This is a genomic window from Streptomyces sp. NPDC007205 (assembly GCF_040634095.1).
Lineage (GTDB): Bacteria > Actinomycetota > Actinomycetes > Streptomycetales > Streptomycetaceae > Streptomyces.
The window spans coordinates 234,403-247,349 of sequence record NZ_JBEYEW010000004.1; the positions used below are offsets into that span (position 1 = coordinate 234,403).

8 protein-coding genes and 1 tRNA gene are annotated in these 12,947 nt (G+C 71.4%); 6 read left to right on the top strand and 3 right to left on the bottom strand.

The window, feature by feature from the left end:
- Positions 1-150 precede the first annotated feature (150 nt).
- The 4 genes from gyrB to ABZ624_RS09815 all read left to right on the top strand — a co-directional run bounded on the left by gyrB (position 151) and on the right by ABZ624_RS09815 (position 5,767).
- The gene (gene gyrB / locus ABZ624_RS09800; RefSeq protein ID WP_360084548.1) at positions 151-2,220 is read left to right on the top strand and encodes a DNA topoisomerase (ATP-hydrolyzing) subunit B; all 2,070 of its coding nucleotides are present in this window, start codon (positions 151-153) and stop codon (positions 2,218-2,220) included.
- Between the two features lie 42 nt (positions 2,221-2,262).
- The gene (gyrA, locus tag ABZ624_RS09805) at positions 2,263-4,860 is read left to right on the top strand and encodes a DNA gyrase subunit A (RefSeq protein ID WP_360084551.1); all 2,598 of its coding nucleotides are present in this window, start codon (positions 2,263-2,265) and stop codon (positions 4,858-4,860) included.
- Positions 4,861-4,878: 18 nt separating this feature from the next.
- Complete coding sequence (locus ABZ624_RS09810) at positions 4,879-5,613, top strand: DUF3566 domain-containing protein (protein ID WP_360084554.1); 735 nt, start codon at positions 4,879-4,881, stop codon at positions 5,611-5,613.
- A gap of 77 nt (positions 5,614-5,690) precedes the next feature.
- A tRNA-Ile gene (locus ABZ624_RS09815) sits at positions 5,691-5,767 on the top strand.
- Positions 5,768-6,021: 254 nt separating this feature from the next.
- Here ABZ624_RS09815 and ABZ624_RS09820 read toward each other — a convergent pair.
- Positions 6,022-10,089 carry a WD40 repeat domain-containing protein gene (locus ABZ624_RS09820; protein WP_360084557.1) on the bottom strand — a complete coding sequence of 1,356 codons (4,068 nt, stop codon included), beginning with the start codon at positions 10,087-10,089 and terminating at the stop codon, positions 6,022-6,024.
- A 368-nt stretch (positions 10,090-10,457) separates the two neighbouring features.
- Positions 10,458-11,003, bottom strand: a complete 546-nt coding sequence (locus ABZ624_RS09825; RefSeq protein ID WP_360084560.1) for a hypothetical protein — start codon at positions 11,001-11,003, stop codon at positions 10,458-10,460.
- 207 nt (positions 11,004-11,210) lie between these two features.
- On the opposite strand from ABZ624_RS09825, the gene ABZ624_RS09830 reads away from it, so the two are divergent.
- The gene (locus ABZ624_RS09830; protein WP_360084563.1) at positions 11,211-11,729 is read left to right on the top strand and encodes a hypothetical protein; all 519 of its coding nucleotides are present in this window, start codon (positions 11,211-11,213) and stop codon (positions 11,727-11,729) included.
- 152 nt (positions 11,730-11,881) lie between these two features.
- Positions 11,882-12,070 carry a ferredoxin gene (locus ABZ624_RS09835; protein ID WP_360084566.1) on the top strand — a complete coding sequence of 63 codons (189 nt, stop codon included), beginning with the start codon at positions 11,882-11,884 and terminating at the stop codon, positions 12,068-12,070.
- 21 nt (positions 12,071-12,091) lie between these two features.
- Here the strand turns inward: ABZ624_RS09835 and ABZ624_RS09840 are convergent, their stop codons facing one another.
- The gene (locus tag ABZ624_RS09840) at positions 12,092-12,910 is read right to left on the bottom strand and encodes a glycosyltransferase family 2 protein (RefSeq protein ID WP_360084568.1); all 819 of its coding nucleotides are present in this window, start codon (positions 12,908-12,910) and stop codon (positions 12,092-12,094) included.
- Positions 12,911-12,947: the final 37 nt, after the last annotated feature.

Here is a 12,947-nt window from a genome sequence, read left to right on the forward strand (position 1 = left end):
AACCCCCATCGATGTCAGAGCTACCGGTAGACTGGAAGACAATCCCGCCCCATCGTGGGGACCGCCCGGGAAAAGCTGAGCAACGCTGATCAAGGCTTACCAACGCAACATGCCGCAGCCGCTCCGGCAACCTGCCGACGAGCCCGGCTCGTGCTGTGCCAGAAAGGGCGCTTCGTGGCCGATTCCGGCAACCCCAACGAGAACATCCCGTCCACCGACGCCGGCGTGAACGGCGAGGCCGTAGCCTCCGCCTCCTACGACGCCAGCGCCATCACCGTGCTCGAAGGGCTGGACGCGGTCCGCAAGCGGCCCGGCATGTACATCGGTTCCACGGGCGAGCGCGGTCTGCACCACCTGGTGTACGAGGTCGTCGACAACTCCGTCGACGAGGCGCTGGCCGGGTACGCGGACACGATCGACGTGACGATCCTCGCCGACGGCGGCGTCCGGGTCGTCGACAACGGCCGTGGCATCCCGGTGGGCATCGTGCCCTCCGAGGGCAAGCCGGCCGTCGAGGTCGTGCTGACCGTGCTGCACGCGGGCGGCAAGTTCGGCGGCGGCGGTTACGCGGTCTCCGGCGGTCTGCACGGTGTCGGTGTCTCCGTCGTGAACGCCCTGTCCACGAAGGTCGCCGTCGAGATCAGGACCGACGGTCACCGCTGGACGCAGGACTACAAGCTCGGCGTTCCGACGGCCCCGCTCGTCCAGCACGAGGCGACGGACGAGACCGGCACCTCGGTCACCTTCTGGGCCGACCCCGACATCTTCGAGACCACCGAGTACTCCTTCGAGACGCTGTCGCGGCGTTTCCAGGAGATGGCGTTCCTCAACAAGGGTTTGACGATCAAACTCACCGACGAGCGCGAGTCGGCGAAGGCGGTCGCCGGCGCGGACGAGGCGGGCGCGGACGAAAAGGCCGAGGTCAAGACCGTCACGTACCACTACGAGGGCGGCATCGTCGACTTCGTGAAGTACCTCAACTCCCGCAAGGGGGAGGCCGTCCACCCGACGGTGATCGACCTGGAGGCCGAGGACAAGGACAAGAGCCTGTCCCTCGAGGTCGCGATGCAGTGGAACAGCGGCTACAGCGAGGGCGTGTACTCCTTCGCGAACATCATCCACACGCACGAGGGCGGTACGCACGAAGAGGGCTTCCGTGCCGCGCTGACGTCGCTGATCAACAAGTACGCGCGCGACAAGAAGCTGCTGCGTGAGAAGGACGACAACCTCACCGGTGACGACATCCGTGAGGGTCTGACCGCGATCATCTCGGTGAAGCTGAGCGAGCCGCAGTTCGAGGGCCAGACGAAGACCAAGCTGGGCAACACGGAGGCCAAGACCTTCGTGCAGAAGGCGGTCTACGAGCACCTCAACGACTGGCTGGACCGCAACCCGGTCGAGGCCGCGGACATCATCCGCAAGGGCATCCAGGCGGCCACCGCGCGCGTGGCAGCCCGCAAGGCCCGCGACCTGACGCGCCGCAAGGGGCTGCTGGAGTCGGCGTCCCTGCCGGGCAAGCTCTCCGACTGCCAGTCGAACGACCCCACCAAGTGCGAGATCTTCATCGTCGAGGGTGACTCCGCCGGCGGCTCGGCCAAGTCCGGCCGCAACCCGCAGTACCAGGCGATCCTCCCGATCCGCGGCAAGATCCTCAACGTGGAGAAGGCCAGGATCGACAAGATCCTGCAGAACCAGGAGATCCAGGCGCTGATCTCGGCCTTCGGCACGGGTGTGCACGAGGACTTCGACATCGAGAAGCTCCGCTACCACAAGATCATTCTGATGGCGGACGCCGACGTCGACGGCCAGCACATCAGCACCCTGCTGCTGACCTTCCTGTTCCGCTTCATGCGGCCGCTGGTCGAGGCCGGGCACGTGTACCTCTCCCGCCCCCCGCTGTACAAGCTCAAGTGGGGCCGGGACGACATCGAGTACGCGTACTCGGACCGTGAGCGCGACGCGCTGATCGAGATGGGCCGGCAGCGTGGCAAGCGCGTCCGCGAGGACTCGATCCAGCGCTTCAAGGGTCTCGGCGAGATGAACGCCGAGGAGCTGCGCGTGACCACGATGGACCAGGAGCACCGGGTCCTCGGCCAGGTCACCCTCGACGACGCCGCCCAGGCCGACGACCTGTTCTCGGTCCTCATGGGCGAGGACGTCGAAGCCCGCCGCGCGTTCATCCAGCGCAACGCCAAGGACGTCCGCTTCCTCGACATCTGAGTCGGTCTCAGCTGACCGCACCAGGAAGGATCTTCACCAGCAATGGCCGACGAGAACACTCCAGAGACTCCTGAGACCGAGGGCGGCGAACTCGCGATGCGTGTCGAGCCCGTGGGGCTCGAGACGGAGATGCAGCGCTCGTACCTGGACTACGCGATGTCCGTCATCGTGTCCCGTGCGCTGCCCGACGTCCGGGACGGCCTCAAGCCCGTCCACCGGCGCGTGCTGTACGCGATGTACGACGGCGGCTACCGCCCCGAGCGCGGCTTCTACAAGTGCGCCCGCGTCGTCGGCGACGTCATGGGCAACTACCACCCGCACGGTGACTCCTCCATCTACGACGCCCTGGTGCGCCTCGCCCAGTCGTGGTCGATGCGGATGCCGCTGGTGGACTCCAACGGCAACTTCGGCTCTCCCGGCAACGACCCGGCGGCCGCCATGCGGTACACCGAGTGCAAGATGGCGCCGCTGTCGATGGAGATGGTCCGCGACATCGACGAGGAGACCGTCGACTTCACGGACAACTACGACGGCCGCTCCCAGGAGCCGACCGTCCTGCCGGCCCGCTTCCCGAACCTGCTGATCAACGGCTCGGCCGGGATCGCGGTCGGCATGGCGACCAACATCCCGCCGCACAACCTGCGCGAGGTCGCGGCCGGCGCCCAGTGGTACCTGGAGAACCCGGAAGTCTCGCACGAGGAGCTGCTGGACGCGCTCATGGAGCGCATCAAGGGCCCCGACTTCCCGACCGGCGCGCTCGTCGTCGGCCGCAAGGGCATCGAGGAGGCGTACCGCACCGGGCGCGGCTCCATCACGATGCGCGCGGTGGTCGAGGTCGAGGAGATCCAGGGCCGCCAGTGCCTGGTGGTCACCGAGCTGCCGTACCAGGTGAACCCGGACAACCTGGCGCAGAAGATCGCCGACCTGGTGAAGGACGGCAAGGTCGGCGGCATCGCGGACGTCCGTGACGAGACCAGCTCCCGCACGGGCCAGCGGCTCGTCATCGTCCTCAAGCGGGACGCGGTCGCCAAGGTCGTGCTGAACAACCTGTACAAGCACACCGACCTGCAGACGAACTTCGGCGCCAACATGCTGGCGCTGGTCGACGGCGTGCCGCGCACGCTGTCCCTGGACGCGTTCATCCGGCACTGGGTGACGCACCAGATCGAGGTCATCGTCCGCCGTACGCGCTTCCGGCTGCGCAAGGCCGAGGAGCGGGCGCACATCCTGCGCGGTCTGCTGAAGGCCCTGGACGCGATCGACGAGGTCATCGCGTTGATCCGGCGCAGCGACACCGTCGAGATCGCGCGCAGCGGCCTGATGGGCCTGCTGGAGATCGACGAGATCCAGGCCAACGCGATCCTGGAGATGCAGCTGCGGCGCCTGGCGGCCCTGGAGCGGCAGAAGATCGTCCAGGAGCACGACGAGCTCCAGGCGAAGATCAACGAGTACAACCAGATCCTCGCCTCGCCGGTCCGCCAGCGCGGGATCGTCAGCGAGGAGCTGGCCGCGATCGTCGAGAAGTACGGCGACGACCGCCAGACCAAGCTGATCCCGTACGAGGGCGACATGTCCATCGAGGACCTGATCGCCGAGGAGGACATCGTCGTCACGGTCACCCGCGGCGGCTACGTCAAGCGGACCAAGACGGACGACTACCGGGCGCAGAAGCGCGGCGGCAAGGGCGTGCGCGGCGCGAAGCTGAAGGAAGACGACATCGTCGACCACTTCTTCGTCTCCACGACCCACCACTGGCTGCTGTTCTTCACCAACAAGGGCCGGGTGTACCGGGCGAAGGCGTACGAGCTGCCCGAGGCCGGCCGGGACGCGCGCGGGCAGCACGTGGCGAACCTGCTCGCCTTCCAGCCGGACGAGGCGATCGCCGAGATCCTGGCGATCCGCGACTACGAGGCGACGCCGTACCTGGTGCTGGCCACCAAGTCCGGTCTGGTCAAGAAGACGCCTCTGAAGGATTACGATTCGCCCCGCTCCGGCGGCGTGATCGCGATCAATCTGCGCGAGCGCGAAGACGGAACGGACGACGAGCTGATCGGCGCCGAGCTGGTCTCGGCCGACGACGATCTGCTTCTGATCAGCAAGAAGGCACAGTCGATCAGGTTCACCGCCTCGGACGATTCTCTGCGCCCGATGGGCCGCGCCACCTCCGGTGTCAAGGGCATGAGTTTCCGCGAAGGCGATGAACTTCTGTCGATGAATGTTGTTCGACCCGGTACGTTCGTGTTCACTGCCACCGACGGTGGGTACGCGAAGCGGACCGCCGTCGACGAGTACCGCGTCCAGGGCCGCGGCGGCCTCGGCATCAAGGCCGCCAAGATCGTGGAGGACCGCGGTTCGCTCGTCGGCGCGCTGATCGTCGAGGAGAGTGACGAGATCCTCGCGATCACCCTCTCCGGCGGTGTGATTCGCACGCGAGTCAGCGGGGTCAGGGAGACGGGCCGTGACACCATGGGCGTCCAACTGATCAACCTGGGCAAGCGCGATGCCGTGGTCGGTATCGCACGTAACGCCGAGGCGGGGCGCGAGGCGGAGGAAGTCGACGGCGACGTGGCCGTGGACGAGACCGCCGAAGGTGCCGCGACCACAGGCACGGACGAGGGCGAGGCACCCTCGGCCGAGTAGCACGAGGAGTGAGTCATCGTGAGCGGAGCCACGGGCGCCGGATCGGCCGGTACCTCCACGGGTACGGAAACGGACGGCGGCGGCCGTGGCTCCGCCGCGAACGGGACGGGTGCGGGGAGCGTGGCCGACCCGCACACGACCAACCTCAAGCCGGTGCAGGCGTCCGGTACGGACTCCTCTGGCACGTCTGGATCCCAGGGGGGCACTGTGACGGACACCCGAGGCCCGGCTGCGGCCGGCGAGGCCCAGTCGGCGTCCCCGCTCCCCGGTGAGCGGCGCCCGGAGCAGCCCGCCGGGCCGTACCACCCGCCGCAGGCCTATCCGGCGCAGGCCCCGGCCGGCGCCGTACGCCGTCCCCGTACCGGGGCGCGCACGGCGCCGCGCACCCGCAAGGCCCGGCTGCGCGTGGCCAAGGCCGACCCGTGGTCGGTGATGAAGGTCAGCTTCCTGCTCTCCATCGCGCTCGGCATCTGCACGATCGTCGCCTCGGCGGTGCTGTGGATGGTCATGGACGCGATGGGCGTGTTCTCGACGGTGGGCGGCACGATCTCGGAGGCGACCGGCTCGAACGAGGCCAACGGCTTCGACCTGCAGGCGTTCCTTTCGCTCCCCCACGTCCTGACGTTCACGACGATCATCGCGGTCATCGACGTGGTCCTGGCCACGGCGCTCGCGACGCTCGGCGCGTTCATCTACAACCTCTCCGCAGGCTTCGTGGGCGGCATCGAGCTGACCCTGGCGGAGGACGAGTGACCGCGATTTTGGGACTGACGTGGTCGTGCGCTAATCTTCAGGAGTCAGCGCGCGGGACACACACCGCACAGCGCGGCGGGGCTATAGCTCAGTTGGTTAGAGCGCATCCCTGATAAGGATGAGGCCACAGGTTCAAATCCTGTTAGCCCCACCAGTTCCAAGACCCCCAGCCGGTATCGGCTAGGGGTCTTCGGCGTTCCAGGGCCCAGTCGATACCGGCTGCCGTGCACAGCACGGGAACAGAGCACGGGAACAGAGCACGGGACCAGTGCACGGGAACGGAGCACGGGACAGAAAAGGCCCGACCGCTGGCGACGGGGGATGCACCAGCGATCGGGCTGTGGCCAAGGGTAACAAGCCTGGGCGCCTGGTGGGGGAAGTCGGGCAGGAATTGGTCAGGTTGGTCGCTCAGTGGCCGCAGGGTGGGTCGTAGGAGAGGCGGGGCAGGTACTCGTGCCACTTCTGCGGGGTCAGTTCGCCCCGGGTGACCGCGCAGATGTGCTCGATCGCCGCGTCGGCGTCCAGGCTCCACAGGCGGACCGTGTCGGTGCCGCTGGAGAGCCCGAGGACGTTGTTCCTGCGGCTGAACGACAGGAAGGTGCCCGACCTGGCGTTGGGGCTCATCGACTGGCCGATGGGGGTCGCCGAGGCGGGGTCGGTGACGTCCCACAGCCGGACGGTGTTGTCGTTGCCACCGCTGGCCAGCACATGCCCGCCCGGGCTGAACGTCAGCAGCTTGACCGCCTCGGTGTGGCCGGTGAGCGGTGCGCCCAGCGCGGTCGCCGAGGCGGGGTCGGTGATGTTCCACAGCCGGACCGTGTCGTCGTCGCTGCCGCTGGCCAGCACGTGACCGTCCGGGCTGAAGGCGATCGCGTTGACCGGTCCCGAGTGGTCCGTGAGCCGGCCGAGCGCGGTCGGCCGGGCCGGGTCGGCGACGTTCCAGAGGCGGACCGTGCTGTCCGCGCTGCCGGAGGCGAGGGTCCGGCCGTCGGGGCTGAAGGTGATCGCGTTGACGTAGCCGCGGTGGCCGGTCAGCGGCCTGCCCAGCGCGGTGGGGTGCGCGGGGTCGGTGATGTCCCACAGGCGGACGGTGGTGTCGTCGTAGGCGGTGGCCAGGGTGCGGCCGTCCGGGCTGAAGGCGACCGTGGCCGGACCGGCGAAGCGTGTCCGCAGGGCGATGGGCGATCCGGCGGCGACCGGGTGGGACGGATCGCCGACGTTCCACAGGTACACCGCATGGTCGTAGGTGAGGACGGCGAGGACGCGGCCGTCGGGGGAGAACCGCAGCGCACGGTGGCCGGCGTCTCCCCGCATGAACGGCTTGCTCAGCGGCACCGGCCGGTCGGGCCGCGTCACGTTCCACAGCCGGAGCCTGCCGTCCCGCGCCGCCGTGCCCAGCACCCGTCCGTCCGGCCGGAAGGCGCCGGTGCGGCCGATGATGTCCGAGGTCGGCAGCGACCACAGACGCACCTTGCTGTCGCCGCTGCCGGTGGCCAGGGTCCGCCCGTCGGGGCTGAACCCCAGGGCGTACATCTCCCCGCTGCTGCCCGCGAGCGGCTCCCCGACCTGCGACGGGGACGAGGGGTCGCTGACGTTCCACAGGCTCGCCGTGCTGTCCGCGCTCGCGGCGGCCAGTCTGCTGCCGTCCGGGCTGAAGGCCACCGACCAGATCGGTGCGGTGTGGCCGGTCAGGGGTGAGCCGAGCGCGGTCGCCGAGGCGGGGTCGGTGACGTTCCACAGCCGGATCGTGTTGTCCGCGCTGCCGGAGGCGAGGGTGTGCCCGTCCGGGCTGAACGCCACCGAGTGCACGAGGTCCGTGTGGCCCTTCAGCACGGTGCGGTACTGCTTCGGCCGGCGCGGGTCGGCCGTGTTCCACAGCAGGATCGTGTCGTCGTCACCCCCTGCTGCGAGGGTGCGTCCGTCGGGGCTGAACGCGACGCTGCGCACCGCGGCGCTGTGCCCGTGCAGGGCGTCGAGCGCACTCGGCCGGCGCGGGTCGGACACGTTCCACAGCCGTACCGTGTGATCTTCGCCGGCCGAGGCCAGCGTGCGTCCGTCGGGGCTGAAGGCGACCAGGTAGATCGTGCCCCGGTGGCCGGCGAGCGGCTTGCCCAGCGCCTTCGGGCGGGCGGGATCGGTCACGTCCCACAGCCGGATCGTGCCGTCGTCGCCGGCGCTCGCGAGCGTGTGCCCGTCGGGGCTGAAGACGGCGCTGCTCACCCAGCTGGTGTGACCGGTCAGCGGTTTGCCGAGGGGCTCGGGGTGGCTCCGGTCGGCCACGTTCCACAGCCGGACGGTCCGGTCGTAGCTGGCCGTGGCCAGGGTCTTGCCGTCGGGGCTGAACGAGGTGAGGTAGACGGCACCGGTGTGGCCGGACAGCGGGGTGGCCAGCGGCGCGTTCACGATCGAGATCAGCCTGCTGTACGTCCCCTCGTCGTCCGGGCGCAGCCGGTGGGCGACCAGGTCGAGCTGGGCGGCCAGGGACGGATCCGTGCGCTCGACCCGGTCGGCCTCGGCGACCACCTGCTCGAACACCGCGTCGTCCCGCTGCTTCCAGGCGATCACCGCCGTACCGCCCGCGACCAGGGCCAACGCCACCAGCGCCGCCACCGCGGCGCGGCTGAGCCACACCGAGCGCTTGCGCAGCCGGACCGCCGCGGCCAGGAACTCCACCGCGCTGCGGGTCAGATACGTGTCCCCGGCCGACCTCGCCCAGCTGCGCGCCTGCTCCAGCCGGGAGCCCCGGTAGAGCAGCGAGCTGTCCCGGCCCGAGTCCTCCCAGGCCCGGCCGTCCTCCTCCAGCCGCTGGCGCAGCAGCTGGTCGCCCCGGTCGTCGTCGATCCAGTGCCGCAGCCGGGGCCAGGCGTGCAGCAGCGCCTCGTGGGTGATCTCCACGGTGTCGGCGTCCAGCGTCACCAGCCGGGCCCGTACGAGGGCTTCCAGGGACTCCTCGGTCTTGCCGGGGTCCGCCGACTCCTGCGCCAGCTGCCGCCGGGTGCCCCGCCGGCGGGTGGCCTGGGTGTCCTCGCCCAGCCGGACCAGCCGCAGCAGGAGCAGCCGGGCGGCCGTACGGGCCGCGGGGTCGAGCCCCGACCAGGCACGCTCGGCGGTCGCCGCGACGGCACCCTGGATCCCGCCCGCCGCCCGGTAGCCGGCCAGGGTCAGCCGTCCGGCCTTGCGGCGCTGCCAGGTGGCGAGCAGGGCGTGCGAGAGCAGCGGCAGTACGCCCGCGTCGTGCGCCCCGCGTGGGCCGTCTGCGCTCACCTCGCGGACGATCAGCTCGGCGAGCCCCGGTTCCAGCTCCAGCCCCACCGCCTTGGCCGGTCCGGTCACCGCGTCGCGCAGTTCGGCGCTGGTCAGCGGGCCGAGCACCATGTGCCGGTGCTGGAGCGCGTCGGCGAGTTCCGGGTAGCCGAGGCACTGCTCGTAGAAGTCGGCGCGGATGCCGAGGACGACGAGCACCGGGGCGGGCCCGTCCGTGCCGCCGGGCGGGGTGCAGGCGGCGTGCAGGAGCTGGAGGAACGTACGCCGGTCCGCCTCGTCGGGGCAGAGGGTGAACGCCTCCTCGAACTGGTCCACGATCACGACCGGCCGGCTCTCGCCGCTCCCCTCGCGGCGCGCCCACGCCGCCGCGGCCTCCCGCGCCGCCTGCGCCACGCGCGGGGAGTCGGAGCCGGGAGCCGCCGGATCCTCCGTGGCCTCCTGCTCGGCCCGGCGGGCGTCGGCGGCGACGGCGGTGAGGTCGGGGATACGGCGCACCAGCTCGCCCAGGGGGTCGGCGCCGGGCACGAGGTGCAGCACGCAGTCGGCGGTGCCGTTCCCGGAGGGCGGAAGCGCTGCGCCCGTGCCCTGGCCGCCGTCGCGCAGGGCGCCCCCGCGGAGGGCGGGGACCAGGCCGGCGTTGAGCAGGGACGACTTCCCGGCTCCCGAGGCGCCCACCAGCATCACCAGGCCGCCGGTCCGCTCCGCGGCGCGCAGCTGGGCGACGAGCGCGCTCGTGCTCCGTTCCCGGCCGAAGAACCAGCGGGCGTCCTCCTGCCGGTACGGCGCCAGCCCGCGGTAGGGGCACACGCCTCCGGCGGCGGGCGGGACCTGGGCGGGCGGCGGCCGGTTCTCCTCGGCGGGCGGTACGGGCCGGTCGCCGACCGGGTCGGCCAGCGCGCGCTCCCACAGCCGCTGCCAGTGCACGAGGTCGTACAGGCCCGTGGACACCGGCGCGGGCCGCAGCCGCCGTGCCTCCGGGATCAGGATGTGCAGCACCGCCGCGAGGGCGGTGAACTGGGCGGGCACGTTCCTGGCCCGGCGCCAGTCGCTGATCCGCTGCGCGGACACCCGCACGGGCCGCCCGCGCTCGTCGATCCGCTGCAGTCGTACGACCGCCTCGGCGACGCTCTTGAGGGGAGGATTTCCAGCCTCCTTGTACAGCAGCGCGAGCCGCTCGGCGAAAGCTGTGCGTGTCCCTGAGTCGGAACTCAAGGTCCCACCCCTTTACTTGCCCCCGAGTCTGGACGTCCGGACCGGAAAACCCACCTTATATGTCTGACCTGCGGATAAGCACGGGGCGAGGGTGCTGCGGTCTCCTCGGCGCGGGCAACAGATGGCAGGATCCGGATCCGTCGGCGGGCCTCGTGCACACCGTCCGGACAGGCCACGGAGCTGCGCTCGGAAAGACAGTCCCTGGCACCGAACCATCTCGGCCAACTTCATTCCTTCTTCGGCCCGCGCCGAGCCGACGCGGCACGGGTCGACACCTCGCACCGTCCGGCACCGGTCCCCACGAGGGGAGGGACCGGTGCCGGACGGGCGGGGCCTGTGTGGTTTCTCCGGGTTCCTGCGGCTGTGCGTCAGCCGTCCGTCGTGGATACGCCGAGCACGCCGAGCCAGCCGGCCGCGCGGGCCGTGGCCACGGCGTGCCGCTCGGCCCGGTCGGCGGCGGCGTTCAGGGCCGCGTTCCGCCCCTGTGCACCGCCACCGGCCGCGACCGCGGCGGCCTGGGACGCCGCGAGCGCCGCACGCAGGGCCGCGGCGCAGGCCGTGGTGCTGTCGGTGCTGCGGGCACTGCCCCGTGCCGCGGCCACCTGGGCGGCCAGCGCCGCCGTCGCGGCGGTGTTGCGCGCGCAGCGGGCGTCCGCCGCCGGGTCCGGGGCGCTCGCGGTCAGCGCGGCGAGGGACTGGGCCGACAGGCGCAGCGCGCCGGCGGCCCGGCCGACGGGGTCCCTCGGTACGGCCTCGGCCGCGTCCTCGCCGACGCCGGCGTACCGGCACGCGGCGACCGCACGGTCGTAGGCGCTGTGCGCGCGGACCGCGTGGAGCTGTCGTAACGCCTCGGCGCCGGTGACCGCTCCGGCCGCTGTCTCTTCTCCGGCTGCTGTCTCTTCCCGTCCGCTCATCCTCGGCCTCCCTCGTCCGGGACGACACCGCACCCCGCTCCGGGGTGCGGGCAGGGTGCCACGCCGGCCGCGAAGAGGCCAGAAGCAGGGAGGCAGCCGCCGACGCCGAGGACGATCCCTGGTCATCTGACGGGCCGTCAGATAAGGTCCCTTCCGCCTGTGCTTCCCAAAGGGCTGGGTCCGGCTGTTCCCGAAGGGGTGAGTGACATGCAGAAGCGTCCCCCGTGCCCGCGACCGCCCGGTGCTCCGCGCTGGGTCGCGATGTTCCACCAGCCCGCGCGGGACTCCTGGACGGTGGGCGCCGAGTCGCCCGACCGGGATCCCGTGCTGTACGCCGTCGGGGACATGACCCAGACCGTGCTGGCGCGCGGCGAGGAGGTGACGGTCGCGCTGTGGGGGCCCGAGGACGGTGCCTGGCGCCGCTACGACACCCCGGCCGCCGCCAAGGGGCCCGCCCCCGCCACCAAGGGACCCGCCCCCGCCGGCACGGCCGGCCGGCCTGTGCCCGGCTCCGGCGAACCGCCCGAGCTCGCGGAACGCATGACCGACCGCCGGCACCAGGTGCTCATGGCCGGTCTGAGCAAGGCGGGCCTGTACGACCTGAGCGCCGAGGACGACGAGGCGGTACGGGCCATGACCGATCTGCTCGACGAACCCACGGTCCGCCGGGTGGCCCACTGGCTCTCGCTCGCGGGTGGGGAGCACGGCCGCGGTGAGAGTCGGTGAGGCGGGCGGCGGCCGGGTTGTGGGGCCGTGGGTCAGGTGGGCGGGCGGTGGTCGGTTCGGGGTGGGTTTCGGCGGGCAGGGACGTCCTGGAGGTCACCGAGTCGACCCGCGGCCGGACCCGTCGGCCGGGGTCGTTGACGACTGGAGGACGTATGAAGGTCTCCGTCGACCGCGCCCTGTGCTACGGCTCCGCCGAGTGCGCGCACCGGGCGCCGGCCGTGTTCGCGTTCGAGGACGGATACGGGGTCGTACGGCCGGGCCGGGCGGAGTCCGCCGACGACCCGCAGGTCAGGGAAGCGGCCGAGAAGTGCCCCTCGCAGGCGATTCTGCTCGGTGAGTGAGGCCGTGGGCGTCCGCCCGGCTCATGAGGCGGACGGAAGGCCGGCCGGGTAGGTCCAGGTGAGGCCGGCCAGCGCGTGGGCCCGGGCCTCGGCGACCGCCATGCGGGCCTCGCGCTCGACAGGCTCGACGTGCGACGCCTGCCCCGTGACCTGGCCCTCCCACTTGCGGTACAGCAGACCGGCCTCCGCGCAGAACCAGCCGCGGCTCACCGCGTCCAGCGCCAGCAGCAGGCCCGTGTCCTCGGAGGCCGGCAGGGCCATCCAGCCGCCGAGCGCGAGGAGCAGCTCACGCCGGACGCACAGGCTCGCCGGATGGACCGGCGCACGGAAGCCGTTCCGCTTCCAGTGGCCGAGCACGGCCCCGCGTTCGAGCGGACCGTCCTCCGGGTCGCCGGGAAAGCCCGCCGTCGTGCCGTCGGGCAGCAGGTCGAGGGCCCGGGACGTCGTCCAGCCGACGGTGGGGTCCGCCTCCAGCACGGCCAGATCGCGGGCCAGCACGCCCGGCGTGAGCTGGTCGTCGGCGTCCAGCACCTTCACATACGCGCCGCGTGCGCGCGCGAGCGCGATCGTACGGGCGACTCCGGGGCCGCCCGGCCGTCCCTGGCCGAAGCTCACCCGCGTGTCGTCCGGGACACAGGGGCGGACCTGGTCCGTCGTGCCGTCCTCCTGGATCACCCACTCCCACTCCCAGTCACCGGGAAGCCGTTGCTCGCACAGGGAGGCGTAGGCGTCCGGCAGGAACCGCGCGGAGGGAGCGTGGACAGCGGTGACGACGGTGATGCGCCGGGTCACGGCGGCACGCACCACCGGGTGCGCAGGCGTGGTCGGTGTGTCGGTCATGGTCCCAGGTAACAACAGCTCATGGGCGGTAACAGCG

Coding starts and splice junctions, on each gene's coding strand:
- gyrA (WP_360084551.1), top strand. CDS start 2,263: ATGGCCGACGAGAACACTCCAGAGACTCCTGAGACCGAGGGCGGCGAA.
- ABZ624_RS09825 (WP_360084560.1), bottom strand. CDS start 11,003: ATGAGCGGACGGGAAGAGACAGCAGCCGGAGAAGAGACAGCGGCCGGA.
- ABZ624_RS09830 (WP_360084563.1), top strand. CDS start 11,211: ATGCAGAAGCGTCCCCCGTGCCCGCGACCGCCCGGTGCTCCGCGCTGG.
- ABZ624_RS09835 (WP_360084566.1), top strand. CDS start 11,882: ATGAAGGTCTCCGTCGACCGCGCCCTGTGCTACGGCTCCGCCGAGTGC.
- ABZ624_RS09840 (WP_360084568.1), bottom strand. CDS start 12,910: ATGACCGACACACCGACCACGCCTGCGCACCCGGTGGTGCGTGCCGCC.